The sequence below is a fragment of the Sorangiineae bacterium MSr11367 genome, assembly GCA_037157805.1.
Lineage (GTDB): Bacteria > Myxococcota_A > Polyangia > Polyangiales > Polyangiaceae > Pendulispora > Pendulispora rubella.
The window spans coordinates 13,446,432-13,473,005 of sequence record CP089983.1 but is presented as its reverse complement, the minus strand read 5'-3'; the positions used below and the strand labels follow the sequence as shown (position 1 = coordinate 13,473,005).

28 protein-coding genes are annotated in these 26,574 nt (G+C 66.1%); 11 read left to right on the top strand and 17 right to left on the bottom strand.

Annotated features, from left to right (window positions below):
* Positions 1-129: 129 nt before the first annotated feature.
* From cdd to LVJ94_52625, 12 genes are all read right to left on the bottom strand, one after another.
* Positions 130-561, bottom strand: a complete 432-nt coding sequence (cdd, locus tag LVJ94_52680) for a cytidine deaminase (protein WXB05540.1) — start codon at positions 559-561, stop codon at positions 130-132.
* Positions 558-1,388 (bottom strand): purine-nucleoside phosphorylase, encoded by an 831-nt coding sequence (locus tag LVJ94_52675; GenBank protein WXB05539.1) that lies wholly within the window; start codon positions 1,386-1,388, stop codon positions 558-560. The genes cdd and LVJ94_52675 overlap by 4 nt, the downstream gene beginning before the upstream one ends.
* The gene (gene coaD / locus LVJ94_52670; protein ID WXB05538.1) at positions 1,385-1,894 is read right to left on the bottom strand and encodes a pantetheine-phosphate adenylyltransferase; all 510 of its coding nucleotides are present in this window, start codon (positions 1,892-1,894) and stop codon (positions 1,385-1,387) included. The genes LVJ94_52675 and coaD overlap by 4 nt, the downstream gene beginning before the upstream one ends.
* A gap of 19 nt (positions 1,895-1,913) precedes the next feature.
* Positions 1,914-3,344: a tetratricopeptide repeat protein gene (locus LVJ94_52665; GenBank protein ID WXB05537.1), complete on the bottom strand. Its 1,431-nt coding sequence runs from the start codon at positions 3,342-3,344 to the stop codon at positions 1,914-1,916.
* A 14-nt stretch (positions 3,345-3,358) separates the two neighbouring features.
* The gene (locus LVJ94_52660) at positions 3,359-4,237 is read right to left on the bottom strand and encodes a 3'-5' exonuclease (protein WXB05536.1); all 879 of its coding nucleotides are present in this window, start codon (positions 4,235-4,237) and stop codon (positions 3,359-3,361) included.
* Positions 4,218-5,129, bottom strand: a complete 912-nt coding sequence (locus tag LVJ94_52655; GenBank protein WXB10827.1) for a 3-hydroxyacyl-CoA dehydrogenase family protein — start codon at positions 5,127-5,129, stop codon at positions 4,218-4,220. The genes LVJ94_52660 and LVJ94_52655 overlap by 20 nt, the downstream gene beginning before the upstream one ends.
* A gap of 2 nt (positions 5,130-5,131) precedes the next feature.
* A complete protein-coding gene (locus tag LVJ94_52650; protein WXB05535.1) occupies positions 5,132-5,827 on the bottom strand; it encodes a hypothetical protein in 696 nt (231 codons plus the stop codon).
* A gap of 52 nt (positions 5,828-5,879) precedes the next feature.
* Positions 5,880-6,506 carry a Holliday junction branch migration protein RuvA gene (ruvA, locus tag LVJ94_52645; protein WXB05534.1) on the bottom strand — a complete coding sequence of 209 codons (627 nt, stop codon included), beginning with the start codon at positions 6,504-6,506 and terminating at the stop codon, positions 5,880-5,882.
* A gap of 61 nt (positions 6,507-6,567) precedes the next feature.
* The gene (locus LVJ94_52640) at positions 6,568-6,771 is read right to left on the bottom strand and encodes a CsbD family protein (GenBank protein ID WXB05533.1); all 204 of its coding nucleotides are present in this window, start codon (positions 6,769-6,771) and stop codon (positions 6,568-6,570) included.
* Between the two features lie 221 nt (positions 6,772-6,992).
* Positions 6,993-7,943 (bottom strand): hypothetical protein, encoded by a 951-nt coding sequence (locus LVJ94_52635; GenBank protein ID WXB05532.1) that lies wholly within the window; start codon positions 7,941-7,943, stop codon positions 6,993-6,995.
* Positions 7,940-9,076 (bottom strand): FecR domain-containing protein, encoded by a 1,137-nt coding sequence (locus LVJ94_52630; protein WXB05531.1) that lies wholly within the window; start codon positions 9,074-9,076, stop codon positions 7,940-7,942. The genes LVJ94_52635 and LVJ94_52630 overlap by 4 nt, the downstream gene beginning before the upstream one ends.
* Position 9,077: 1 nt before the next feature.
* Positions 9,078-9,701: an RNA polymerase sigma factor gene (locus tag LVJ94_52625; GenBank protein WXB05530.1), complete on the bottom strand. Its 624-nt coding sequence runs from the start codon at positions 9,699-9,701 to the stop codon at positions 9,078-9,080.
* A gap of 92 nt (positions 9,702-9,793) precedes the next feature.
* On the opposite strand from LVJ94_52625, the gene LVJ94_52620 reads away from it, so the two are divergent.
* A complete protein-coding gene (locus LVJ94_52620) occupies positions 9,794-10,423 on the top strand; it encodes a hypothetical protein (GenBank protein ID WXB05529.1) in 630 nt (209 codons plus the stop codon).
* A 51-nt stretch (positions 10,424-10,474) separates the two neighbouring features.
* Here LVJ94_52620 and LVJ94_52615 read toward each other — a convergent pair whose 3' ends face one another.
* The gene (locus LVJ94_52615) at positions 10,475-10,954 is read right to left on the bottom strand and encodes a hypothetical protein (GenBank protein ID WXB05528.1); all 480 of its coding nucleotides are present in this window, start codon (positions 10,952-10,954) and stop codon (positions 10,475-10,477) included.
* 410 nt (positions 10,955-11,364) lie between these two features.
* On the opposite strand from LVJ94_52615, the gene LVJ94_52610 reads away from it, so the two are divergent.
* Positions 11,365-11,796 (top strand): hypothetical protein, encoded by a 432-nt coding sequence (locus LVJ94_52610; GenBank protein ID WXB05527.1) that lies wholly within the window; start codon positions 11,365-11,367, stop codon positions 11,794-11,796.
* A gap of 204 nt (positions 11,797-12,000) precedes the next feature.
* Here the strand turns inward: LVJ94_52610 and LVJ94_52605 are convergent, their stop codons facing one another.
* The 3 genes from LVJ94_52605 to LVJ94_52595 are packed head-to-tail and all read right to left on the bottom strand — an operon-like array spanning position 12,001 to position 17,339.
* Positions 12,001-14,331 (bottom strand): PA14 domain-containing protein, encoded by a 2,331-nt coding sequence (locus LVJ94_52605; protein WXB05526.1) that lies wholly within the window; start codon positions 14,329-14,331, stop codon positions 12,001-12,003.
* 36 nt (positions 14,332-14,367) lie between these two features.
* Positions 14,368-15,759, bottom strand: coding sequence for a glycosyltransferase family 39 protein (locus tag LVJ94_52600; protein ID WXB05525.1), 1,392 nt, complete (start codon positions 15,757-15,759; stop codon positions 14,368-14,370).
* A complete protein-coding gene (locus LVJ94_52595) occupies positions 15,756-17,339 on the bottom strand; it encodes a helix-turn-helix domain-containing protein (protein WXB05524.1) in 1,584 nt (527 codons plus the stop codon). The genes LVJ94_52600 and LVJ94_52595 overlap by 4 nt, the downstream gene beginning before the upstream one ends.
* Before the next feature lie 125 nt (positions 17,340-17,464).
* Between LVJ94_52595 and LVJ94_52590 the strand changes: the two genes are divergently transcribed.
* From LVJ94_52590 to LVJ94_52555, 8 genes are all read left to right on the top strand, one after another.
* On the top strand, positions 17,465-18,451 hold the full coding sequence (locus tag LVJ94_52590) for a DsbA family protein (protein ID WXB05523.1): 987 nt from the start codon (positions 17,465-17,467) through the stop codon (positions 18,449-18,451).
* A 10-nt stretch (positions 18,452-18,461) separates the two neighbouring features.
* Complete coding sequence (locus LVJ94_52585; protein ID WXB05522.1) at positions 18,462-19,211, top strand: 3'-5' exonuclease; 750 nt, start codon at positions 18,462-18,464, stop codon at positions 19,209-19,211.
* A gap of 6 nt (positions 19,212-19,217) precedes the next feature.
* Positions 19,218-20,246: a hypothetical protein gene (locus tag LVJ94_52580; protein WXB05521.1), complete on the top strand. Its 1,029-nt coding sequence runs from the start codon at positions 19,218-19,220 to the stop codon at positions 20,244-20,246.
* The gene (locus tag LVJ94_52575) at positions 20,243-20,800 is read left to right on the top strand and encodes a sigma-70 family RNA polymerase sigma factor (protein WXB05520.1); all 558 of its coding nucleotides are present in this window, start codon (positions 20,243-20,245) and stop codon (positions 20,798-20,800) included. The genes LVJ94_52580 and LVJ94_52575 overlap by 4 nt, the downstream gene beginning before the upstream one ends.
* Positions 20,797-21,621, top strand: coding sequence for a hypothetical protein (locus LVJ94_52570; protein ID WXB05519.1), 825 nt, complete (start codon positions 20,797-20,799; stop codon positions 21,619-21,621). The genes LVJ94_52575 and LVJ94_52570 overlap by 4 nt, the downstream gene beginning before the upstream one ends.
* Before the next feature lie 72 nt (positions 21,622-21,693).
* On the top strand, positions 21,694-22,815 hold the full coding sequence (locus LVJ94_52565) for a hypothetical protein (protein WXB05518.1): 1,122 nt from the start codon (positions 21,694-21,696) through the stop codon (positions 22,813-22,815).
* A gap of 32 nt (positions 22,816-22,847) precedes the next feature.
* Complete coding sequence (locus LVJ94_52560; GenBank protein WXB05517.1) at positions 22,848-23,528, top strand: hypothetical protein; 681 nt, start codon at positions 22,848-22,850, stop codon at positions 23,526-23,528.
* 117 nt (positions 23,529-23,645) lie between these two features.
* Complete coding sequence (locus tag LVJ94_52555; GenBank protein WXB05516.1) at positions 23,646-24,941, top strand: citrate synthase; 1,296 nt, start codon at positions 23,646-23,648, stop codon at positions 24,939-24,941.
* A gap of 7 nt (positions 24,942-24,948) precedes the next feature.
* On the opposite strand, the gene LVJ94_52550 is transcribed toward LVJ94_52555, so the two are convergent.
* The gene (locus LVJ94_52550; GenBank protein ID WXB05515.1) at positions 24,949-25,887 is read right to left on the bottom strand and encodes a prepilin peptidase; all 939 of its coding nucleotides are present in this window, start codon (positions 25,885-25,887) and stop codon (positions 24,949-24,951) included.
* Positions 25,888-25,914: 27 nt separating this feature from the next.
* On the opposite strand from LVJ94_52550, the gene LVJ94_52545 reads away from it, so the two are divergent.
* Complete coding sequence (locus tag LVJ94_52545) at positions 25,915-26,520, top strand: threonylcarbamoyl-AMP synthase (protein WXB05514.1); 606 nt, start codon at positions 25,915-25,917, stop codon at positions 26,518-26,520.
* The last annotated feature ends 54 nt before the right edge of the window (positions 26,521-26,574 follow it).

Genomic DNA, 26,574 nt, shown 5'->3' with positions numbered 1-26,574 from the left:
GGGGGGAGGCGGGGAGGGAAACGACGCGAATCCCACCGCGTGCCTAGGCTTTTTTGGGTTTCAGTTGGCTCACGGGGCGAACTGAAAACCAAAAAACTGCCCGCCTCCCCGTTCAATCCTCTCGGAAGGCTAGAACGAGACGAACGCGTCGGGCAGAAGTGCGGAAAGCGAGGTGTCGCGGCGCACTTCGTGGCCGTCGTCGGTCACCGAGACAAGGATGACGGGCATGTCGCGGGCGAATTCGACGAGCACCTGGCGACAGATGCCGCAGGGGGAGCCAGGGCTCGCACCGCCGGTGGCGACGGCGCAGGCGACGGGCTTATCGTCGCCCAAGGCGATCATCTGGGCGATGGCGGAACGCTCGGCGCAGATGGTGGCGCCGTACGAGGCGTTTTCGACGTTGCAGCCGGTGTAGATGCGGCCCGTCGCCGTCGCGAGCGCGGCCCCCACGCTGTACTTCGAATAGGGCGCGTACGCGCGGGCGCGCACCAGCTTTGCCTCGGCCACGAGCTGGTCCAGCAACGCGGGCGACACCGGCAACACCGACGATGCTGGCGTCACGAGAGGCGCCCCGCGGCTTCGATCCAACCTTCGAGCATCGTTTGGAGCTCTCCGCGCTTGGCGCGGGCGGTCTCCTCCACCTCCAGGTGGTTCGGCGGATTCCCCTCCGTGCCGCCAGCCACGTTGGTGATGCAGCTCAACGCCCCCACGCGCACCCGCATGTGCCGGAGCGCGATGCACTCTTGCACCGTGCTCATGCCGGCGACGTGCGCGCCGAGGATCTGCAGCATGCGCACCTCCGCGGGGGTCTCGAAACACGGGCCGGTCAGCCCCCCGTAGACGCCCTCGCGCAAGGTGATGCCCTTGTCCCTCGCGATCTGGTGCGCGGCCGCGCGGAGCTCGGGGTCGTACGCTTGGCTCATCTCGGGAAAACGCGTGCCCAGCGACTCGTCGTTCGGTCCGATGAGCACGTTCTGACCGGTGAGGTTCAAATGGTCCGACACGACCATCAGATCGCCCACGCCCCACGTCGGAACCAGGCCGCCCACCGCGTTGGTGAGCAGCACCGCCGACACCCCGAGACGCGCCATCGTGCGCACCCCGTGCACGACGGAATCGAGCGAGTGCCCTTCGTAGAAGTGCGCACGCCCCTGCATGCACACCACCTCGACCCCGCGCGCCTTGCCGAAGCAAAGGTTGCCCGCGTGCCCGAGCACGCGCGACGCCGGCAGGTGCGGCAACTCGGAGTACGAAATCTTCTGCAGCCCCTCCAGCGTGTCCGCGAACGGCCCCAGGCCGCTCCCGAGCACCACGCCCACGCGCGGTTTCGTCGAAACGCGCTTCAAAATCGCATTCTTCGTTTCTTCCAACCGCGCGGAGACCGTCATGCTTTTTTCCCGTACTTCCCCTTGAGGGCGTCGACAACCACCGCGGGAGCATATCGGCTCACGTCGCCACCGTGGCTCGCGATTTCGCGGATGAGCGACGCGGCCACGAAGCTATGTTTCGTGCGCGACGGCAAAAAAACCGTGTCAATGGTCGGGCAGAGGTCCGCGTTCGCGTGGGCGATCTGCAGCTCGTACTCGAAGTCCGTCACGGCGCGCAGACCGCGCACGATGACCCGCGCGCCCACCTGCTGGCAGTAGTCGATGAGCAACCCGTCGAACGACTCCACCCGCACGTTGGGCAGGTGGCTCGAGACCCTGCGGATCAAATCCATCCGCTCCTCGAGCGAGAAGAGCGGATGGCGGGTCGGATGCACGCCCAAACCCACGATGACATCGCTGAAGAGCGCCGAGGAGCGCTCGATCAAATCGAGATGACCGAAGGAAACGGGATCGAAGCTGCCCGCGTAAACCGCGAGGCGTGCCACGGCAGGATGGGACGTGCTCATGTCGTGCTCATTTCTTGCCTCATTTTTTATCAGCTGAGGCGGGTTTGGCCGGTTGTCCGGGCACCTTGGCGGCGTCCGGTTTTCCTCCCCCCGGTGCTACGCCTTTGGGAGGCGTCAGCTTGAACGGCTTGTCCGCGGGCTTGTCGCCCGGCTTGGTCACGGGCGGCGCCGGCGGCGCGCCTTCCGGCGGTGGTGCGGAGGGCGGAGGTCCCGCCTTCTGCGCATTCGGGTTCATCGCCGGATCCGGCTCGAGCCACGCGTAGCGGCCCTCGTCGCTGAACGTGACGCGGAAGACCGCGATGAGCCCTGCACCGAGCACGCCGCCGAGGTCCACGTCCGTGGCGCCCTTCGTCGAGTCGTTCGGGATGCCCTGCACGGCGGGCAGCATGGGCAGGTCGAACGTGCCCAACCGGAACACCGGCAACGAGCCGGTCTTCATGTTCTGCAGCTCCGGCTCGGGGCGGATCGTCTTGGCGTCCACATTGGCTTTTTGCCACGCGGGGTTGTTCAACGCCACGAGGTACGACTGCGACGAGTCCACCAACAGCAGCGCGTTGCCATCTTCCTTGGGCGACACGGTGGCGCGCATCAGAAGCCCGCCATCGGGCACGTACCAAAGCGGCACGCGGGCCGAATCGGGCGGCGCCGTGGCCTCGTGCCGGCGCACGACGAACTGGTCGCCGCGCCGATCGAAGGTCGCGTGGGCGTGGCGCAGAAGGTTCGAACCGAGCAGCGCCTTGATGGGCGCCCCGAGCTGCCGCGAAAGCCCGCTCAAGTCCTGCGTACGCGCGGGCACGTCCTTGATGTCGACGCCGTCGAAGGAGAGATTCACCCACGCGGGCTCGCGGCGCGACGTCGAGTCGACCACCACCTCGCCGTTGGCCGTGGCCACCATCGCCAGAATCTGCTCGCCCTCGAGCTCGCACGGCACGATGAGCGCCGAGCCCGCGCGCGGCATCTCCACCTTGCCGATCAAGTTTCCATCGAGCGAATACGGGTGGCGTCCCATCCCGCGACGCGCCAGCGACGCCACGTCGCGTGCCCACGGATCCTTGACCGCAGGATCGCGCAGCGCCGTCTCGAGATCGTCCGCCGCGGCCTCCAGGTTTCCTGCGTACCAGTTCGCGCGACCGCGAAGGCCGGCCGCCTCGGTCCCCGCCACGCCCTGAAGCATCTTGAGGGCCTCGGGGTAGTCGAGCCGCATGAGCGCGATGCGCGCGGCGAGCACACGGACCTCGGTATCGTTCGGCGCCTCTTTCAGCGCGGATGCGGCCGACTGGCGCGCATCGTCGAAGTCTCCGTTCTTGTAGCTCACCTTGGCCCGCTGGAACCATTTGTCGGCCATCGGGGCCCGTGCGGACTCTTGCGCACCTCCGCAACCGGTCGCCCCCACAGACGACATCGTTCCGAGGGACAAGGCCAGCAACGTGAGGGCACTTCGCAATCGCATAGTCAAAATCTCCATCATGAAGTCGCGGTATCTGCCGGAGCGGGATCGATTCGAAGGATGCGATCGGCCCGAAGCTCGCGCCGGCCGCGGCCCGGAAGCTGATAGCCGATCACCCGCGGCGGGTCGAGATCGGCACGTATTTCCGTCAAGACCATGAGCAGGGGCTCGGGCTTACGACGGCTGGGTCGGTAGGTCAAAAGTACCGTATTTTCATGGAGAACGGCCTCTTCGCACGCCGCCACGATGGCACTTCGCGCCCGACGGGCCGCGACGCGCACCTCCCACAAATCGCGCGCGCTCACCGGAGCGAGCTCGGCGACACACTTCTCGAACACGCGGCGCATGGCCCGCACGTCCGGCCCGGCACGATGCGCCTGCCCGTGGTCGATGCCCAGCGACACCGCGAGGTTCTTCAGCGAGTAGCTCTGAAGCGCGAGCGCCCGCCGCGCGAGGATCAAAGTGTCGACGGGGTGCATCAGTGACACAGGCGACGGCCGGCCCGCGCGTTCCAGCTCCATCTCGAGGAAGGCCACGTCCCACTCCGCCGCGTGGGCCACCACCACGGCGCCGTCGAGCAGCTCGATCGCGCGCTCCGCGATGGCATCGAACGACGGGGCCCCCGCGAGGGCTTCGGCGTCGATGCCGTGAATGTGGACATTTCCAGGCGTAAAATCGCTGGGCAGGACGAGCGTCTCCAGCACGCCCTCGGGCTCGGAGTCCGCGTCGATGCCGCGCACGCGCTCGATGCAGATCTCGAGCACGCGATCGCGCGACGGATTGAGACCGGTCATCTCCAGGTCGACGAACGCCCAGGGAACTTCTTGCGGCGGCAGATCCCAGGGCGGCCCGGGCGGCGGGGCAAGAAGGGGATGGTTATTTCGCGTGAGCGACACCGTCCTGCCAAACGTAGAATCCTTCGCCAGTCTTCTTACCGAGCTTGCCCGCGCGCACCATCGTGCGCAAAAGCGCCGGGGGCCGGAATTGCTCCCCCACCTCTTTGTGCAGGTGCTCGAGGATCGCCAGGCGCACGTCGAGGCCGACCAAGTCGGTCAGCTTCAGCGGGCCCATGGGATGGCGGTAGCCGAGCTCCATGCCGCGGTCGATGTCGGCCGCACTCGCGACGCCGGTTTCCAGCATGCGGATCGCTTCCGCGCCGAGCAGCACGCCCAGGCGGCTGGTGGCGAAACCCGGGGAATCGCGCACGACGATGGGCGTCTTGCCCAGGTGCTTGGCCAAGTCGAGCGCGTGCGAGAGCGTCTCGTCCGAGGTGCCGATGCCGCGCACGATCTCGAGCAGCTCCATCACCGGCGGTGGGTTGAAGAAGTGCAGGCCGATGACCCGCTCCGGCGCACCGACCTTGGCCCCAAGCTCCGTGAGCGAAAGCGACGACGTGTTGGAACCGAGCAGCGCGTTCGGTGCAACGTCGAGCACCTCGCGAAAAAGGGCGACCTTCAGCGCGATGTCCTCCGGCGCCGCCTCGATGACCACGTTGCAACCGGCACATGCCTCGCGAAGATCGGTGGCGGGCGTGAGGGACTCGATGGCGCGCTCGCGGGCCGCCTCGGTCAATTTGCCCTTGGTGACGAGCTTCTCGAGCTGCGCGACGATGTTCGTGCGCGCTTGCTGCGCGCGGGCCGGCGCCGCATCGTAGATGCGCACGCGGTAGCCATTTTGCGCGGCCACCTGCGCGATGCCCTGCCCCATCGTTCCTGCGCCGAGCACCGCGACGATGCCGGGCATGGCGCCGGCAGGAAGGGTGGGCGAGACCAGCGAATCCGGACGCATCGTCATGCGGACTTCTCCTTCATTTGCGGCATGGGGGCGCCACACGCGCATTTCTTGGGGACGTAATCCTTGTGATAGACACGCTCACAGCGCGTGCAGATGCGCGCGTCGGGCTCGTAGGCGATGGTCCGGTTGCTGGCCGCACATCGCTTGCCGACGACCTGCAGCGCATCCATGGCTTGGATGTCCGTAGGGTCGTCGATGGCCTCCGGCACGGAGACATCTTCCGGCACCGAGACGAGATCGGCGATGCGCTCCCGCGCCTCTTTGAGGATCCACGCGGCGGCCTGCGGCTGCGAGGCTACGCGGGCGGCCACGGTGAATTCCTGGTCGGCCTCGTCGCGACCTTTGACGACGACGCTCTTTTTCTCGGAATCCCAGGTGATGCCCGTCACAGCGTGCCAAGCGATGCGGCGGATGGTGCCGCGATCGGTTCCCACGCCGCCGTCACCGACGCGCAGCACGGAATCGCCGCTGGTGCCGAACCAGATGGCGAAACCAAAGAGCCCCGCCCCCGCCGCCAGCAGCCACGGCGTGGCCTTGAAGGGCTCCGTCGCAAAGAGTTGTCCCCACGCTCCCGCGCCGAGCGCCATCGCCCCCACGCCGCCGATGACGCGGACCAGGACGGGGTTGGCCGAGCTCTGGGGAAAGAAGCGGCGTTCGTGCCGTGCCGCCTGCCGTAAGCGTTTTTTCGCCATGGCTCCTTATAGTGCGGGGTCCAGGCGGAAGAAAAGCCGGGGGATATTTTGCCTATTTGGCCAAAAGGGCGAGCGCTTCTCGGACGACCTCGGTCAGGGGGGCCTTGTCGGCCTTGTCACCCAGGGCATTGACGGCGCGCTCGGCCTCCGTTTGCTTGTACCCCATGCGGGTCAGCGCCGAGATGGTGAGCTCGGCGGTGCTCAGCGCGGGGGCGGCCTGCGGTGCGCGGCCTGCCGTCGGGGCGCCGTCGGTCGGGGGGACGACGCCCGCCAGCGCGATCTTGTCGCGCAGTTCGAGCAGGAGGCGCTCGGCGGTCTTTTTGCCGATGCCCGGCACCGACGTGAGCTTGCTCACATCCTTCGCCGAGATGGCCCGCGCCAGATCCGGCGCGGGGAGCGCACCGAGAACCGCGATGGCCGTTTTGGGACCCACGCTCGATACGCCGATGAGGGTCCGAAAGGCGACGCGATCGCCGATGGTCGCAAAGCCGAAGAGGACCAACTGATCCTCCCGCGCGTGGGTGTGGACGTACAGGGTCGTTCGTCCCGTGTCGTCCGTCGACGCGCGCCCCACGGTTCCGAGGGGCACCGTCACTTCGTACCCGACGCCCGCGACATCGACGACGATCGCGCCGTCTTCCTCGTGTGCGAGCACTTTGCCGGTGAGCCGTCCAATCATCCTAAGGGTGCGGATGTATCACGGCTCACGGCGAGAGTTCGCATTCTTCGCAAGAAGAGCGCTACCTCCCTACGGACTTGATCCACTCGTCCACTTGGCGCTCGGCTTCGTCCTTCTTGTAGCCGTAACGCTGCTGCAAGCGTCCGAGGAACTCGTCACGCTGCCCTGCGATCTGCTCCAAATCGTCGTCGGTGAGCTTGCCCCACTTTTGACGAACTTGGCCCTTGAGAACCTTCCAGTCACCTTTCAGGCTATCCCAATTCATTGTTTCCTCTCCTTTTTCTCGGGTTTGATTCATTCGGGCCTGAGGCCCTCATGGCCTCATCGGCCATCGCCTACTCAGTCTGCGCTCGGTTCGCCGGCGAGTTGGTAGGCCCTCGTGCAGTGGGCGTGCCGACGCAGTGAGCCAATTTCCGCGTACTTGGAACCGGGCGAGACGGCGCGGATTGCCCCGCCGTGGCGATCAGGATGCAAATCTCGAGTGCTTCAGGGCGCGATGGCGATCCCGGCGCGCAAACCGACGAAAAGTCCATCGGGACGGGCCACGACGCGCTGATCGGCGGTCGCGATGAGACCGCGCGCGTAGCCGGCATCGGCGTCGAAGGTTGCCCAAGCAACGTCGCCGATCCGAACGCGCGCCTCGAACCCGAGGGCAGCGTCGAGGTAAGGCTCGCGCGAGCTTCGGCCCGTGGCGCGGGCGTTGGCCGTGGCGTCGGCGGCAATCACGCCGGCGGATGCGCGTGGGGCGAGGACGAACTCGAATCGCCCGGCGGAGAGCCGCCATACTTCGAAGCCGAGGCTTCCGTAGACCAGGGTGAGATCGGTGCGTCCGAGTGCATCGCCAGCGCTGCCGCGCAGGAGAGCGATACCGCCGCGCACACGGTGGAAGCGTCCGCCGAGGCTCGCCCCGAAGAGCGCCGTGGGCGCCACGAGAAAGACGCGCCCCTCCGCCGCCGCACGCACGTCCCACGTGATGGTACGCGTTCTCGTCGGAGGAGCATCCACCTTCGCGGGCGCTGGCGAAGGTGGCGAAGGTGGCGGTGGAGGCGGCGGCTCCTCGGGCTTCGGTGGTGGGGCGGGCGCGTCATGGCCGCTTCGCGCCGAGCGCACCAATTCCGCGGCCACCACGGCGATGCCGCGCGGCCTTGCCCCGGTGGGCAAATCGCCGATGTCCATCCTGCGCACGGCCGCACCGCGCACGCGGATTTGCACATGGCTTGCGCCTTCGCATGGCATGTCCACGTCGACGGTGCTCTCCGCGGTGCCGACAACCACGGGATCCGGCGCCAATTCGACGCGCAGCACCTCGGTGAACTCCTCGTAGTCGAACGGCGCCGTAGCACACGATGGCAACCGCACGCGCACTTCGTTCGTCTGCGCCACCCCGGCCGTCCCCCACAGCGTCACCGCGAGCCACGCGGCAAGCCCTCGTTTCAAGGACGCGCCCAGCGCCGAACCTCCTCCCCGCGCGTTCCCTCGGGAAAACGGCGCTCGTATTCCGCCGCGGCCGCCCGAGCTTTCTCGGGATCGCCTGCCCGCGCGTAGGCTTCCACGCACCGCGCGCGAACGTCCTCCTCGAGCCCGCGGGGAACGCCCGCATCGAGCATCGCCGCCAACGCTGCCGCCGCCGCACGCGGATCGTCCTCCATGGTGAGCCGCGCCAGCGAAAACGCGGCAAACGCTGCACGCGGATCCCCATGCGCCTCGCGCACCACTTTGTGAAGAACCTCCGCCGCGCGCTTCTTGTCCCCCGCCTTCTGCGCTCGATCCGCCTCGCGCAGCATCCCCCCGACCTCGTCCACCACCGGCGCCACCTGCTCGTGCTCGTTCACCTGCCCGTGTTCGTGCTCGTGCTCGTCGACGTGCGCGGGCTCGGGCTCGGGCTCGAAGCGCCGCACGGTCATCTTCATCTCGAAGCCTCCCCCATCCTCGGCCGCACCGGCATCCACCGCTTCCTCTTCCGCAGTCGCCGCAACCCGGATCCGCTCCCCCGCCGTCAACCTCCGCTCGCGGCCCGGAACCAGCTCCCCGCGCACCGACACGATGCCGCGCTCCACCACCACGTCGACCTTGTCCCCATCGCGCTGAATCGAAAACGCCGTCCCCACCACCTCCACGGTCGCGAGCCCGCACTCGATCACCCACCGCCGCGAGCCACCCGGCTTCACGTCGAAGCTGCTGCGCCCCCGCCGCAGCGCCGTCACGAACGCATCCCCGCTGTTCTCGAGCACCTCCAGGTGCGTATTCGGCGCAAGCGTCACCCGCGAGCCATCCGACAACTCCGTGCGCACGGTCTGGCCCGCCCCGGATGCAGCAAGCTCGCCGGGAAGCGGCCCCGCCGCCAACCGCAGCGGCCCCGCCGACGTCCACCGCACGCCCGAAACCCACAACACGAGCACCGCCACACCCACCACCGCCACCGCGGCAAAGGCCATCGACCAGGTCGATCGCTTTGACCTGAGCTCCTGATGCACCAGGCGCCGTTGCACACCGCGCCAGTTCCGTTGCACGTCGGCCTCGTCGAAGCCGTCCTCGAGGTGTTTCCGAAGGGGAGTCTTGAGATCCGCCACGTTACGCCTCCTCCATCTTTACGTGCTTTCGAACCTCGTCTTCCGCCGCCACGATGCGCCGTTTGACCGTGGCCAGCGAACAACTGCATGCCGCCGCGACCTCCTCGAGCGAGCCCCCTTCCACGTAACGAAGCATCCATGCGATGCGTTGGGCCGGAGCTAGACGCGCCAGCACCCGATCGACCTTTTCCAACTCGGCGCGCACCTCCGGCGACGTTCCTTCGTGGGCGAGCAGCTCGAGCGAGGCGTCGTCGATGCTGCGGTCGAGCCCCAAGAGACGCCGCAGTTTGCGTCGCCGAAAGCGCCGGTGGGTCTGGCGCACGGCAATTTGCATCAGCCAGGCGCCGACGGCCTCGGGGCGCCGCAGGCTCTCGAATTCCGTCAGCGCGATGGCGAACGTGTCTTGCACCACGTCCTCGGCATCCGCGCGGTTGCCCAAGAGCCGGAGCACCACGGCCCAGATCCCGCCGAAATACTTGCGATAGAGCGCTTCCTTGGCCCAGCTGTCGCCTGTGCGGATGCGTTCGACCAACTCGCCATCGCTGGGCGTGGCCACCACGGGCACCTCGTAGCGCGAGCCGAAACTCGCAGACTCATCGGATTCGTGACGGGTGGCGCGGCGCATCCTCTCCGAAAAGAGCCTCGACCCTGCCGAACCGGCTCACAATAGATAAAAATGTGTGAGCTCTTTTGCCGCCGAGGCGGCTCTCCCCCTCGATGACCCGTCTGGCGCGCGTTGCCGCTCTGCTCTTCGCAACCTCCGCCGCTGCGGCGGGATGCAGCCCCGAGCGTGAAATTCTGTCCACGCTCGACGAGAAGGAAAAGCCGCAAGAGCCGTTGCCGCAGAAGCCGGACGGCGAGGCCCCTCCGTCACCAGCCGCGTGCAAGACGCACGAGACGTGCGCGTTGGGCACGCTCTGTACCCAGGCCCCCGATGAGAAGTTTGCGACGTGCAAGCCCTGCGCGAAGATGGATCCCTCGGAGGGCTGCAAAACCTGCCCGCCCAACGCGAGCAAGGTGTCCGACAACGTGAACGGCTGCACGGTGTGCAGCTGCGGGCTACCCAGCTCGTGCTTCGAGGACGCGCAATGCAACAAGGGGGAACGCTGTTACATGGGCCAGACGTGCGACCCCGGGTGCACGAGCAGCCCAAAATGCTGCCATGGCAACTTATGCGCTGCCACGGGTTGCACCGATACGACGGGCCTCGATTGCACCTTGGTGGGTTGCCCGACCGGGCTCGTATGCGACAGCAATTGCTCGCCGCCGAAATGCTTTTGCGACGCCACATCGAAACAGTGGAAATGCGATGGCGGCTGCAAAGCCACCTGCGTCTATCCCAAATAGACCCGAACGGCTGCAGTCCATTCGGGTCCACAATCAAGATTCGACGCGAGGCTAAGGCTTGCCCGGAATCGGCTTGGGCTCGGTGGGCTTGGGATCGCCCGGCTTGGGCTCGGTGGGCTTGCCCGGGCCCGGCTCCGCGACGGTTACACAACTGTAATAGCCGTCGAGGCCATCGCTCGGTACGGGCTTGCCGGGCGGCTCCTTGCCAGGATCTTTTCCTGGATCCTTGCCAGGATCTTTTCCTGGATCCTTGCCAGGGTCTTTCCCGGGATCCTTCCCAGGGTCTTTCCCGGGATCCTTGTCCGGAATCGGCTTCGGATCGGTGGGTTTATCCGGTGGCTGTGATACGTCGCCGAAAACGATCCTGCACGGCTTACCGCGGGCGGGCTCGTTGGGAGACTCATCGCCCTTCCCCCCGCCTGATTTAGGATCTTTCGGGTCGACGGGAACGGGTTTGTCGTCACTGGGAAAGCATCCGCAGACGAGGCGGTAATCGGGTTTCGTCGGCGGCTTGCCTTTCCCCTCGTTCACAGCGGCTTCGGTCGACGTGGTCGGCGTATCCTTTGTATCCTCCGTGCTAACCGGATCTCGCGAAGTACCGTTGTCGTCACTGGAATTGCCATTGCTGCCGGCGCATCCGGACAAAACCATGATGGCTACGATGGCCCATTTTCGCATGTGCATCCTCCAAGTCGACCGCGCGCGGCGCGGAATCGCGCGACGCTGTGCCGTCGTTTTCTGAGAGGGCCCTCAGCATCTCATTTCGGCTCACACCAACATGCGATTTCGCACCTGCAGCGAAGATGGAAACATCTTAGCCGAACATACAAGTTACGAAGTCGCCCCACCTAAATGACTTACGGATGACGTTTCGCCCCGCAGGGTCGCGAAGCTCGGCAATTAGGGTGGTGGGAACCCTCATTTCCGGGAGGTATCGATCCATGCACAAGAGCCTCGTGATCATTTTTGCCGTCGTTGGATTGTCGGGCACCGCCTTCGCTTCCGAGGATTCGGACGATGCGGCCAGTGCCTTTCTCGGGCATTGGACCTTCCAGTCGGGCAGCAAGGTCACGTCACCCTGTAGTTCGGATGTCATCGATCAAACGGGAAAGACGTTCGATGTCACGGCAGGCGCCGCCGCCGGCGAAATCCTCACCAAAGTGCAAGACTGCCCACTGACCTACATCCAAACCGACGCCACCCACGCGAAACTCAAAGAGTCGACCGCGTGCACGCTCTCGGGCGGAAGCTCGCCCATCAACGTGACCTTCACCTCGGCCACCATGGTCCTCAACGGCACGACGTTGACGACGGAACTCACCGGCCGCAGCGGCCTTTGCACCGTGACCCTGAAGGGCACCGCCCTGAAGTAACCGACTCCATGGACCGTTGAACACCCGCAGAAGAAGGTAATCGCCAAGAGCGCCAGGGATCGCCAGGATCGCCAGCGGGAAACGATTTTTTGTTTGTCACTTCGCCAGTGTTGCGAATTGAAAACCAAAAAAATCAGGGCCCAGAACCGTTTCCGTTGGCCCCCCCTGGCGACCCTGGCGTCCTGGCGGTTTCCTTCTTCGGTTCTATTTCACCGTGACATTGTCGACGTAGTCGCGGAATTGGCCCGTGCTTTCCGGCTGGTCGTACGCGATCAGAATGCGATCGATCGTCTTGCCGGCGGCCACCGTGCCAATCACGGACTGGATGTGCGTCCATGCGTTGAGCGCCAGGTGGCCGCCGCGACCCTGTGAGGTGGGGTGGAGCTGCACGCCGAATTGGTCCACGGCGCCCGAGTCGCGCAGGCTCGAGCCGTCGGTGAAGATCAGGTCGATGGCCACGAAGGTGCCATTCTGCTGCTGCGGAAAAATATCGTACGAAAGCGTGGTCGTCGAAAAGACAGGGATCGAGACGTCGAATACCTTGTTGTACGTGTACGAGATGCTCGCCGAGTCATCGTTGCCCGAGAACATCAGCGCGCCCACGCCGGACTGCGCAGTCCCTTGTCGAATCGAGGAGAGGGCCTGGCTCACGTTCGAACTCCAGTCGACGGTATCGACCCACGTTGGCGGCGTGTCCGCCGCTTCGAACCCCGAGCTGAACATCACACCGCCCGCGGGAAACAACTGGCTCGCCGGCACCACCGCGCGCGCAGCCGAGGGCGGGGTCCATTCCAACTTGGCCGCGGCCGCGGCCTGGTCCTGGAAGTACTCCAGCTCGATCGCGTAGCGCTGGCCTTTGCTCAGTAAGACGTCCGCGCTCTTCGTCGTGGTGCCCTGAACGACCCAATTGTCGATCAGCAATTGCCCATCGACCCGAAGGCGCACGCCGTCGCTGGCCGTCGTATGAAAGGTGTGTCGCCCGGTGGCTTGCGCAAGCAATTGCCCTTGCCATCGCGCCGAATAGGTCGTCGCCGCCATCGACGCATCCGGGGAGCGCCCCGTCCAATCGAAGTCGATCGTGGGATCCGTCCGGGTCACCTTGAGCGCGCTCAAATCCGCGTTGTCGTAATACTGCCCGCGCAACCCCGTTCCATTGCTCGGCGGGTTGGCGCTGGTGTCCACGGCAATTCGAACTTGGGCACCGTTGGCCGAAAGGCCGTCCACCGTGATATGAATACCGCTCAGCGAATCGTCGAACGTCTGCCCCGCGGCGAGCGTCGCGTCGGCGAAGTTGCGCTTGCCCTCGGAGGTCTGCGTCGTCGGCGTCGTGTCGATGAGACGCGGCTTTTCGTTGCCCTGCAGGTGATCCTGCGCCAGGCGAATCGTCACGCCGTTCACCACCGGATCGGTGGCCGCGAAGTTGTCCCAGTGCCCGTACGGCCGGCGGTATTCGAGGTAGTAATACCAGGCCACACCGCCCAGCACTTCTTTGAGAATGCGCAGCGACTGCGAACCATTCGCATCGGACGACGGTGAAAGCGTGAAGGTGCCGCTCTGCTCCACCGTGGAGATGGCCGCCGAACGCAAATAGCCGAGGCGAGCCTTGCTCCACACACTGGGAAGATGCCCCGGACCGCCCATGATGTCGAAGGCGTCGCCATATTCCCAATCACCACCGTGCTCGCATCGATTGGAAATCGATACCCATTGGCCCGCATCGTCCGTGCACGCGTACGCGCTCGCGTGGTTCAAACCGAAGTTGTGCCCCAGCTCGTGGTACGACGCTGGAAGGTACCAGCCCGCAGGAAGCCAAGTCTTCTGGCCGCCAACCTCACCCCAGGCGGCACCGCATTCGGCGGCGAACACGAAGGAGATGTGATCGTACCCCGAAAGATCGACCCCTGCGGCTTGGGCGCGCGCCAGGGTTTTGTCGCCCCAGCTCGCGAAGTTGGCGCCGCAATCGGTATTCGGTACATCGAGCGTGTAATACCCGTACACGTCGCCCGAAGGGTCGACTTTGCCAATCAGCTCGTCGTAACCGAACGAGGCCTCTTTCCAAAAGGCATTGGCGGAATCCGCCCCCGTGAAGAAGCCCGCCTTCGCGGCGGCGACGGTCACCGGCGTGTCCGACGGGTTGTTGGAAAAATTGGCCAGGAGGACCGCGGTCTTGCGGGAACGATGCACCGGATCGGCATCCAGCGCGCGCGTGGTGAGGCGGCGCTGCGCATCGAGCGACGTCACGGAGAATTGCTGGTCACCCGACCACGTGCCGCGCACGGTCACGGGGACGCCCGACGTCCACGCTTCGCTGTCCGACGTGCGGGGCAGATGAAGTCGAATTCGCCCCTGCGGGGTCACCATGAAATACTCTTCGCCCGAGCGGCGATTCTGGAAATCGTCGTAGTGGACCACTTCCAGTGTGCCGCGGAGCTCGCTCGTGGCGCCAGTTTGGCGCGGTGTCGAAGCGTCGCTGCAGGCCGAGAGGAGAAATGTGCCGGCCAAAAGCCCAAGACCTACTCGGCGAAGGATATCCATGCGTCGCTGGTTAATACGATAACCGGAGGGCGACTATTAAGCCCGACGCATCGCCGGCTTGCGCAGTCCGGCAACGGCCAGGATGCAAAGCACCGGTGTAACCACCATGTGATACCGATCTTCGCCGAAGAAAACGGCGTGGGCGAAGACGGTTGTCGCCAGAAGAGATACCGGCAAAAGCAAGGCGCTCGACCATTCGGAGCGGCCCGGTATCGGAAGCCATGGCACGAGAGCGCAGGCGACGGCCAGCGGCCAGAACGTCGGCGACGGGGAAGTCACGGCCACGTAGACCAGCAAGGCGGAAAGCGCGGCCAGCAGGCCCTGCGCGAACACGGGCCGCCGGCCCTTGCGCACGAAGGCGATGCACCCGAGCAGCGCGGCGATGAGCAGAAAGCGATGCACGGCGGTGAGAAGCTCGCGCGCGGCAACGCGGCGGGTCTCGGGCCAATCGTGAGGCCTGGCCTCGCGCAGGTATTCGACGGGAAAGGACTCATGGTCGAACGTGAATCCGAGTTTCGCCGGAACGAGGGAAAGCCAATGAATCGGGTGTTCGCGGATTTGCTCCAATCCGTAATGAAGCCAGCACCGGTCCTGTTGCACTTGGCCGGTGACCTCGCGGCATCCATCGCTCGCGCGCAGCGTCTCGAAGCGCCCCGTCGCGCGGGGGAAGGCGCCAATGGCCAGGTTCCAGCCCGCGTTGGTGCTGACTAAGGCGCAGCCGTCCATCACGCGGCAATTGCGCGCCGTCCAGGGAAGCACGGGAACCAGCGCGAGGGCGCACGCGAGCACGGCGGCCACGAGAAGCTTGCCCCATACGCGCCATTCCCCGATTCGGAAAGGGGTTGGCGTTCGGGCGTCCCAAAGGCGCAATGCCAAAAAGGGGGCCACCAGGAGCGCTTGCGGGCGCACCAATGCGCCGACGCCCAGCATGAGCGCCCCCAACGCGATACCTCGTTTCGCATGGGGATCGCGCACGGTGATCCAAAAGGCCATCAAGGTCGCCAAGGCTGCCAGAGGCTCGGTCATCACCAGCGCGGAGTACAGAATGAGCCCCGGGTGAATCGCCACCAGCGCACCGGCAATCCGCGCCCGCGTTTCGCTCAGGCCCTCGCGCGCAAGCGCCCAGGTGAACACCGGCAGCAGCGACGATACCGCGGCATTGACCACGTTCGGCACCCATGCCCGCTCGCCAAATACGAAATAGAAGAACCCCAGGAATGCGCTGTAGCCAACGGGGTAATGGCACCACGGGTGCCACACCGGCGCGCCGCCGACGTGCACGTCATCGGAATAACCGAGTCCTTGCGCGATGCGGTGCGCACCAAAATCGTAATAGTGCCCGTCCCAAACCGGCTCGCCTGCCAGGAAATGCGCAATGAGAATGCGCGGAAGGAAGGCGGCGACGAAGAGAACGAGCGCCGTTCTCACCCCGTGCCTTTGCCGCTCGAGATCGCCAAGGCCTCGCGCACGCGGCGCAAATACGTCTTTTGGACCTGCGCGGGATCCAACTTCAGATATTTGGCCAGCTCGGCCACGAAGCCGCGCACGTACACGATGGCGGGCAGCAAACCGAAGTTCTCTTCTTCGATGGCAATCAAGTGCGCTTTGGCAATCTTGGTGCGTGCGCTGATCTCGGCAATTTCGATGGCCTGCGATTCACGAACCTTGCGCAGCAGCGCACCGGTGAACTCCGTCTCCGGGCCAATTTCGCGCGCGAGCTCGTTCTGCAGCATGATCTGCTCGGCCGCCAACGCCGGGCGCGTCGCGCGGGCCGCCAGCGCATCGGGCTCCTCGTTGTCGGGGAACGTCGACAGGTCGTACGCGCGCCGGCGCACGGGATCGAGCAAGGTGTCGTACGCCTCGTCGAGCCGCGCGCGCTCGGCCTTGAGTTGCTCCTCGCTCAGCAGCGACGCCGTCGCCAGGCCGCCCTGGGCGTAGATCTCCTTCTGGCGCTTGTACGCACGGCGCACTTCTTCGTCGCTGGCCGTGCGCGTGATGCCCAAGCCTGCATAAAGCGTGGGCATTTCCAGGGGAAATGTCGGCGGCGACCCGCCCTTTTCGTTCCGCGCGGCCAGCAGCGCCACCACGCGTCGGGCGATGCGCTCCAAGTTGCGTGCGGCTTTGCAGGTGGGGCTGTCGATGAGCAGCGGCTTGTTGCGCCGCACCGTGAGCCACACCGTGTCGTCGTGCTCGATGTAGCCCAGCTCGTCGAGCGGCACGCCGTAGTGGCGCGCCGAGAGACCGCTCATCCACGTGCCGAGCTCCAAGTCGGTGCGGACGCGCGTCTGATTGACGATGAGTTGCAGATGCATCCGGTGTGCTTCCACCCAGGCCATGGTGGCCAGGGCGCGGTCGGTGCGGATGACCGAGCGCACCAGATCGAGCGGCCCGGGAAGGCCGCCCAAGTCGTTCAGGGCGCGCTGCAGAATCGGCAACCGGAAGCGGTCGCGAAAGAGAGCGCGCCGCAAACGCCGGACGAAAGCGGCCCGGACGAATCGATAGGTCGCCTCGATGGCGGGCGGCTCGGGAACCGTCACCACGATGCCCACGTCGGAGGCGAGCATGACATCGAGCGCGAAATGGCCGTGCCCAGGCCCCACGTCGATGACCACGAATTCCACGGGCAAGGTGCGAACCTTGGCGATCCACCGCCCCTTGCGCCCTGGGCGCTGGATGGAGGGCGTCTCCATGGAATCGTGCGTGGCGGGCAGGAGGCTGAGGCCCGGCACGCTGGTCGGGATCAACGCACGCTGGAAGCTTTTGACGTCGTTGGGGTCCAGCGAAGGCTCGCGCTGCGCGGCCGCAAGACCGAAGTGTGCGTGCAGGTTGGCCCCCGTGGCATCGGCGTCCACCAGCACGACGGCCTTACCGAGCTGGGCCAGGTAAATGGCCAAATTCTGCGCGAGCAAGCTCTTGCCAACGCCACCGCGCCCGCCGCCCACCGTAATGAGGCGCAGGGGGGCACGCTGCGGCTTTTGGGACTCGCTTTGCTCTTCGTCGGAATTCATCGAGGTTCGGTGCTCTTCTAGGGGCTCTTCCAGGGATCTTCCCGTGCGCGGGTCCTGGGCGGGCGCCGGCGGACTATATAGCCCCTACGATTTTGCTGCGACAGCGACTAAGCTGCCCGCCGCCTATGACTTTCGCACATTTTAAGGCAGGCCTTCTTCTCGTGGCGGCGCTCGGTTCGGTGATGCGGACGTCCGCATGCCATGGGCAGCAGTCGGCGGGTGGTGGTGGCGAAGCGGCCAAGGATCCGCAGACCCCCGCGAACGTCGACCTGCCGGGCGTCGACACGAGCGTCCTCACCCCGCGCGAGAAGACGGAGTGGTCCACGTACGTGAACGAGTTTCTCTCGCCGTGCGCCGACACGCCCGTTCCCATCGCGCAATGCGTGAAGGAGAAGCGCGCCTGCACCAAGTGCGCACCGGCCGCGAAGTTTCTGGTCAAAGGTGTCCGCGATGGGCAATCGCGCGATCAGATCGAGAAAGCGTACAAGAACCGCTTCGATGCGACGGCCATCAAGAACGTGCCGCTCGAAGGCTCGCCGTCGCGCGGGCCGGAGTCGGCGCCGGTGACCATCATCGAGTTCGCGGACTTCGAGTGCCCGTTCTGCGCGATGTTCGCCCCCATCCTCGACAAGACGGTGGAGGAGAACTCGAGCAAGGTTCGCTTCGTGTACAAGTTCCTCCCGCTCTCCGGGCACCCCCACGGCGAAATCGCCGCGCGCGCGGGCTTTGCCGCGTTCAAGCAGGGCAAGTTCTGGGAGATGGACAAGAAGATGTTCGCCAACCGCGAGCACCTCGAGCAGAGCGACTTGGATAGCTACGCCAAGGAGCTCGGGCTCGACATGGCCAAGTTCAAGGCCGACTCGAACTCCGCCGCCGCCACCGAGCGCATCACCGCCGACAAGAAGCTGGCCGACCAGCTCCAGGTGAAGGGCACGCCGACGATCTACATCAACGGGCGCGAGTTCGATGCGCGCACCGCCGAATCGGGCCTGAAGGAGTGGATCGCGCTGGAGCTCTCCATCGCCGGCGTCGAGCCCAGCAAGGCTACCGCCGCCCCGGCGCCGTCCGCATCCGCAGCAGGACTCGACGCTTCGCGAGACGCCAAGAAATGAGGCTCGCCACATGAGGACAGTCGCCGACGGGTGCGGCTGCTTTCCCACCGGACGACACTACGCGGGCATCGCGCACCTACTTCGCGCGGTCGTGCGCGGCCTCGCGGAGGAATTCGCGGGCGACGTCGATTGGTCCGAGATCCCCGTGGCCTGCGTCGACGTGGAAACGACGGGGCGCGACGCCTCGGTGGATCGCGTGGTGGAGGTGGGCGTGGTCGTCGGCCGGCATGGCGACGTGATCGCCCGCTACAATTGGCTGATCAACCCGGGCATCCCCATCCCGGAAGAAGCGCGGAACGTTCACCACATCAGCGACGACGACGTGAAGGACTCGCCGCGCTTTCACGAGATTGCGCACGAGATCGCCGCGTCGCTCGCCGGCTGCATTCCCGCGGCGTACAACGCAGCCTTCGACCGCGCCTTCCTCGTCAACGAGTTCGGGCGCGCCGGGCAGCAGCCGGCGGCCGACGCGAAGCCGTGCCCCGCCCTCCGGCGCGACGTCGACTGGATCGATCCGCTGGTCTGGGCGCGCGAGATTCATAAAGAGGAGAAGTCGAAGGCCCTCGGCGAGGTTGCGCAGCGCCTCGGCGTGGCCTTGGAAAATGCGCACCGTGCGAACGACGACGCGGAGGCCGCGCTTCGCGTTCTCTACCGGCTCGCCGCCGATCCGCGCGTGCCGAAAGCGTACGGCGCGGTGATGCAGGAGCAGCGGCGCCTCGCCTTGCTGCAGTCCGACGAACGGCGCTTCTGGAAGAACTAGCGTCGGATGTGGAAGCACGTCGTTTGCGCATCGGTCGTGTGCCTCATGGCCTCGCCGCATCTGGCGTGGGGCGCGGACAATGCACCGCATGAAACCGCGCGATTGACGTACGAGACGGGCGACACCACCGGCTGCCCCGACGAGACGTCGTTCCACAATTTGGTGGCGGCGCGACTGGGCTACGATCCCTTTCGCGCCGATGGGCAGCATGCGGTGAGCGTCTCTTTCCGCAAGGAGCGCGGGAAAACGCGCGCGCGTGCCGAGGTGCAACGCGGAGGCCCCGCCGCCGGCACACGCGAGTTCACCGGCGAGGGGTGCGAGCCGCTCGCCGCGGCGCTGGCGACGACGGTGGCCATGGCGCTGGATCCGCTGCATGTGAGCGCGCCCGCCTCCGAGCCGCCAGTGCCCGCGCCGGCGCCGCGGGCGGAATCGTTGCCGACGTTGCCAGGCGAACCTGCGCCCGCACCCCCTCCGCAGGTCGTCTTCGTCGAACGGCGCACCAGCAGCCCGGCCCCCACGCGCACGAGCGAACCCTCGGAGCCCGTCGCCTTCCTCGGATCCGTGGGCGGCGTGGCCTCGTTCGCGCTCGCGCCCACGATGACCCTGGGCGGTGCGATGGAGGTCGGCTTTCGCTACGGCGTCTTCTCGCTGTCGGCCGAGGGGCGCGCCGAAATCACGCCCACCACGACGCGCGTCGATTCGGGCGATCGCGTCAATGCCACGGTGTACTCGGGGGCGCTCGTTCCGTGCCTTCACTTCGGTTCGTGGCTCGCGTGCGGGGTGGGTCGCGTCGGCGCCTTTCAAGGTCGCGCGCCCGATGTCGTGCATCCGAGCCTGGGCACGTCCGCCTTTGGCTCCGTGGGGCTTCGCGGCGGTTACATGATTCCGCTGACCAAGGTTTTGTCCGTCCGAGCTTCAGTCGAAGGCGCCGTTCCCTTGGTGCGGACGACGCTGGTCATCGACAAAGACGAGGTGTGGACAGCACCGCCCGTCACGGCTGGGCTGGACTTCGCGTTCGTCGTGACGCTGAAATGAAGGCGGTGCAACCCCCGGAGGCTTCGGTACTCGCTCCCTCGTTTCGGAGCCTGTTCGAGGCGGAGTTCGGCTTCGTATGCCGATCGCTCCGGAGGCTCGGCGTTCGCGAAGCCGATCTGCAGGACGTCGCGCAGGAGCTGTTCGTGACCGTCCATCAACGGCACGCCGAGTACGATCCCTCGCGGCCCCTGCGCACGTGGCTCTTCTCGTTCTCGCTGCGCTTCGCGGCCAACTACCGCCGCCTCGCCCGGGTGCGCGGCCACGTCTCCGACGACGTTCTCGAACGGCGCGGCGCCTCGAAGAACCCCAACGCCGAGGCGCGCGACTTGGTTCTACGCGGGCTCGAGGCGCTCGACTTCGACCGGCGCACGGTCATCGTCATGTGCGATCTCGAAGGCTTCGCCGCCCCCGAGGTCGCCGAGCAACTCGGCATCCCCGTGAACACCGTGTACTCGCGCCTTCGCCTGGCACGCGAGGACTTCCGCCGCGCCGTCGCGGCGCTCGACACGCCGCAGCCTGCCCCGGTCGCGCAGAAAGCAGGAGGTGCGCGATGAGCGACTTCGAGCCCCTGCCGCCGGATCTCGCGGCGCTCTTCGAGCGCGAGAAGCAGTCCTACGACGACGACGCCGGGCTCAAGGCCCGCGTGCTCTCCCACGTCGAATGGGCCGTCGCCCTCGGCGGGCCTCCTGGCGGTGGTGGAGGCGGCGGAGATCCCAGCGGCGGCGCGGGTCATGGCGGCGGCGACGCGCCTGCCACCGGAGACGGAGGTGCGAGCCTCGCGAGCGGCGGAGCCCACGCCGCGGGGGCCATGCACGCCGCAGGCGCGGCCTTCGGCTTGAAAACCGTGGTCGCCGCCACGGTGTCGGCCTTCGTCGCCGGAGGCGCCGTCGGCGGCACCGTCGTCAAGACGGTCGCCCCATCCCTCGAGCCCCACGTCGCCGTCTCCGCGCCCGCGCCCTCGGACTTCCGCGGTGCGCCGCGACCGACCTTCATCGCACCACCGCCCATCGCCACGCTGGAGCAGCCCGAGGAGCCCGCGGACCTGCCCCCGCTGGATCCCGAGCCTGCCCCCAAGGCCTCCTCCAACGCACACCTGGAACACCCCGGCGACATCACCCGCGAGCGCGAGGTTCTCGATGCGGCGCGCGCGGCACTGGCTCGAGGACGCCCCGAGGATGCCATCGCCGCCGCCGAGCGCCACGCGCAGAAATGGCCCCGCGGCTACCTCGTCGAAGAGCGCGAGGCCGTGCTCATTCAGGCCCTGGCCCTGGGCGGCCGCCGCGACGAAGCGGAACGACGCGCCAACACCTTCCGCAAAGCGTACCCGCAGAGCATCCTGCTCCCCGCCATCGACGCCGCCCTCACCTCCCCGTGACGGATCGCGACGGCCGGCGACAATGCGAGGGCAGAGATCCTCTTCCCTTGGCGTAATAGGATAAACCGACCCATGAAACGAACCTGGCTGGCTGGCCTGGCCGTCGCACTTTTTCTCGTGCAGGCCGCATCGTGCACGACGCAACAAGACCTCGGCGATCGCCCCGGCGGAGACGGCGATGGCGGCCCGCCCAATGGAGACGGCGGCGGCGATGGGCAGCAACCCGCCGCGCCCATGCGCGTCTTCGTGACCAAGTCGACCTACACGGGCAACCTTCGCGAGGCCGCCCGACGCCCCGGTGGCCTTGAAGCCGCCGATGCGCTTTGCCAACTCTCGGCCGACGGCGCGACCCTCGGAGGGCATTGGGCTGCGTGGCTCTCCGACAGGAACATGGACGCCATCGATCGCATCGACAACGATGGCCCGTGGGTCAGCCTCCCGAGTCGGTACGGCAACGGCAAGAAGAAGATCTTTCTCGACCGTGCCGGCATCGGCGCAGGCCCCATCGAATCCTTCACCGACGAATACGGAAACGACGGAGCGGGCTACGCCGGCAGCTACCGAACCGGCTCCTCCCCCAGCGGGCGCGCGGACGGAAACGACTGCGCGTCGTGGAGCTTGGCCAGCACGGGCACCTACGATGTCTGTGCCCTCGACAAACTCCTTTGCCTCGAGCAGAAGGTCGCCGGATACCGCAAACGCGTGTTCGTCACCTCGAAGAGCTTCGCGGCGGACTTTGCAATCGGTCACTACCCCTTCGAGTCCGCGGATGGCCTCTGCGGAGATGCGGCAAAGGCAGCCAATCTCGGAGGGAAATGGCGCGCGTGGATTTCCAGCTATTCGAGCGGGACATTTCGCGCGTTCGATCGGCTCGGGGGCCGCGCCGACTCGTGGACCCTCGTCGATGGATCGACCGTCGCCTTTTCGTCGCGCGCCCAACTCGCGACGGGCCCCGAACATGGGATCGATCGCGACGAGTTCAATCACGCCGTCGATGCCGCGTCGCCCGTCTGGACAGGCACCCCTGCGCAAGGCACCACGTCGACGTCGTCGAATACCTGCTCCGACTTCGATTCCAAGTCGAACGGCATCTTCGGCATCGTTGGCATCGTTGGGGAAACGTCCGCCAAATGGACGGAGTCCACACCGCTCACGTGCGACAAGACCGCGCGACTTTATTGCTTCGAGCAGTGAAGGATCGCGCGACCTGAGCACAACCCGAGGGCATGAGCTTTCGTGCCCTCTTCGTTTCGCTTCCTCTCGTCGCCATCGCCTCCAGCTACGCATCGTCGGCAAGCGCGGACAGCGCCTGCTTTCCCGCCTGCCGCAGCGGCTACCTCTGCTCGGCCCAAGGCACGTGCGTGAGTCGCTGCAACCCGCCGTGCGGCCAGGGCGAGAGGTGCCTCGCCAACGGCGAATGCGAGGTCGCGTCTTCCTCGGCTTCCTTGGCTCCCTCTTCTTCCTCCTCGGACGAAGAACCCACCACGAAGCTCTCCCTCCACGGCGGCGCGCTCTTTCAAAGCAGCAACTCGCGAAGCGCCGCGGGCTTCCTCACCGCCTTCCAAGTCCTCATCGGAACGCAGCACGCGGCCGTCCTCGGGGCGCGGTTCGGAGTCCTCTTTTACGAAGGCCACACGACCCCGGAGGTCGGGCTCGACCTCGGCTACCGCGCCCGCTTCGGCAGCGGCGACCTTCGCGGAGGTCCTATGATCCTCGCGCAACCGCAATTGTGGTTCGGAGATGGCGCGACCGCGATCCACCTCGGAGGGGCGGTTGGCGGCTTCATCGAATACAAGCAGCTGATCGTCCAGATTCCCGTCGGCGGAGGCGCCGTGCGCTCGACCGCGTACAACGGGCAGTGGAACGGGGTCTTTACGGTGGCCCCGACCCTAGGTGTGCGTTTCTAGGAGCGGTTACGCCTGGCGCTCGTTTAAGCTTTTCACTATGCTCCTGACGCGATAGGTCATTGCTGCGCGCGTGCCGGAGTCGAATATGGCGCGACGCCTTAACCACCGGAGGCCGCCGTGTCCGAGAAGGTCGAACTCAAGGTTAGCGACACAGTGAAGTTCGAAGCCCCCATCGTGGTGGGGAGCGAAAACGAGAAGGCGATCGACATCGCCAATCTGCGAGCCAAAACGGGACTGGTCACGATCGATCCCGCGTTCATGAACACGGCCTCGACCAAGAGTGCCATCACGTACCTCGACGGCGAACAGGGAATATTACGCTACCGCGGCATACCTATCGAACAGCTCGCTGAGAAGTCCACCTTCGTGGAAACCAGCTATTTGCTGATCTACGGGCACCTTCCCGACAAGGCTGAGCTGACCCGCTTTTCTACGTTGCTCACCCGCCACTCGCTCATCCACGAGGACATGAAGCACTTCTTCGACGGCTTCCCGTCGACGGCGCACCCGATGGCGGTGCTCTCCTCGATGGTGTGCTCGCTGTCGAGCTACTACCCGGACGCGTTGGACGTCGACAACAAAGACCTCATCGACATCACCATCGCGCGCCTTCTGGCCAAGGTCCGCACGATTGCGGCGTTTGCCTACAAGAAGTCCATCGGCCAGCCGTTCGTCTACCCGCGAAACTCGCTCCGGTACTGCGCGAACTTCCTCAACATGATGTTCAGCGTCCCGGCCGAGCCTTACGAGATCGATCCGGAGATCGAGAAGGTGCTGAACATCCTTCTCATCCTGCACGCCGACCACGAGCAAAACTGTTCGACATCGACCGTGCGCCTCGTGGGCAGCTCCAAGGCGAACCTCTTTGCCTCGATTTCCGCGGGTATTTGCGCCCTCTGGGGTCCGCTCCACGGCGGCGCGAACCAGGAAGTCATCCAGATGCTGGATGCCATCCAGCGCGACGGCGGCGACGTCAGCAAGTACGTGGCGATGGCCAAGGACAAGACGTCCAACTTCCGCCTCATGGGCTTCGGCCACCGCGTGTACAAGAACTTCGACCCGCGGGCGAAGATCATCAAGGCCTGCGCCGACCAGGTCCTGGCCAAGAAAGGCCACGATCCGCTGCTCGACATCGCCAAGGGCCTCGAGGAAGCGGCGCTCAAGGACAGCTACTTCGTCGAGCGCAAGCTGTACCCGAACGTCGACTTCTACTCGGGCATCATCTACCGCGCCCTCGGCTTCCCGACGAACATGTTCACCGTCCTCTTCGCCTTGGGCCGCCTCCCCGGCTGGATTGCCCACTGGAAGGAGATGATGGACGATCCGCAGACCAAGATCGGCCGTCCGCGCCAGGTCTACACGGGACCGACGCTGCAGAACTACGTCCCGCTCGATCAACGCTCGGCCAAGTAGGCCAACGTCAGTACTCCGGGGATATCCAAGCCAAGAGGATATCCCCGAGGAACAGATACTCGAGGATCCCCAGGATCAAAAAGGGCCCGAAGGCGATCGGCGATTGGCCGATCCCCTCGGGCTCTTTGCCGAGGGGGTCTTCGTCGAGGAGCTTTTTTGCCTCCTCATCGCCCTCGTCGGCGGCGCGCATGAGCTCTTCGCGATCTTGCCGCACCGCCTCGGGCTCCTCGATTTTGCCGCGCACCAGGTAGACGATGCCCGCCCAAACCGAGGCCTGGATGGCGCCGGCGAACAGCACGAAAAGCGTCGTCGGCGCGCCGAACCATGCGCCGGCCAGTGCGAGCAGCTTGGCGTCACCGAGCCCCATGCCGGAGCGACCGCGCACCAGCTTGTAGATCACCGTGAAGGGCAGCCACGCCAGGAGAAAGCCGGCGACGGCGCCGATGCCCGAGGAGAGGTACGGCAGGCCGTGAAGCGGCGCGCTGACGAGCGCGAGCGCGGTGCCCCCCAAGGTGACGGCATCGGGGAGATACATGTATTCCGCATCGATGAAGGCCGCCGCCAGGAGCCCCAGGCAGAGCGTGAGGTCCACCAGGTACACGGCGCTCGCGTGCAAAAGCGAGGTGTCCGCGGGAAGGGTGCGCACCACCAGCTCGAAAATGGCGAGCGAAAGCGCCCCGGCGAGGGCTTCCACGAGCGGATAGCGCGGGCTGATCTTCGCCCCGCAGCAGCGCGCGCGACCACGTAGGACGAGATACGACAGCACCGGCACGTTGTCGTAGGCGGCGATGGGCTTTTCGCACTCGGGGCAACGCGAGCCCGGACGCACCACGCTGAGCTCGCGCGGAACGCGGTGGATGACGACGTTGAGAAAGCTGCCCCAGAGCAGGCCGAATGAAATGACCGACGCCCGGGAGAACCACAGAGGGATTTCGTTCAACGTCATCCGCTTACATGCTTATCATGCGCCGCGATGTTGCTCGAGATCAGCCCCGACCATCCAGAGCCGCGCAAGATCCGGCGCGCCGTCGAAGCGCTGGAGGCCGGCGAGGTCATCGCCTACCCCACCGACACGGTGTACGGCCTCGGGTGCGACTTAATGAACAAGCGCGCGGTGGAGAAGCTTTATTCCATCAAGCAAATGGACGCGACGCACAAGCTCGCCTTCGTCTGTCCCGACTTGAGTGAGATTGCGCGCTACGCCGTCGTGGAAAATCAGGCGTATCGCATCCTTCGGCACTATTTGCCGGGGCCGTACTGTTTCATTTTGGACGCGACCCGCGAGGTGCCCAAGCTGATTCAATCGAAGCGGAAGACGGTGGGCATTCGCGTGCCGAACCACGAGGTCATTCGCGCGATCACCCGCGAGCTGGGACGCCCGGTCATCTCCACCACCGCGCAGCGCGAGGGGGAAGATCCGCACATCGACGCGCGGGAGATCCGCGATACCTTTCACGGCCTGGCCTTGGTGATCGACTCGGGCGCGGGCGGGATGGTGCCCAGCACGGTCATCGACTTGACCAAGCTGCCACCGGAGATTTTGCGCGAGGGCGCCGGCTCGATCGAGGACTTCGTCTGACGGTCGACGTTCCAGGTCTGCAGGAGCGCGGCCGCGTGGGCGCGCTTGGCCCAG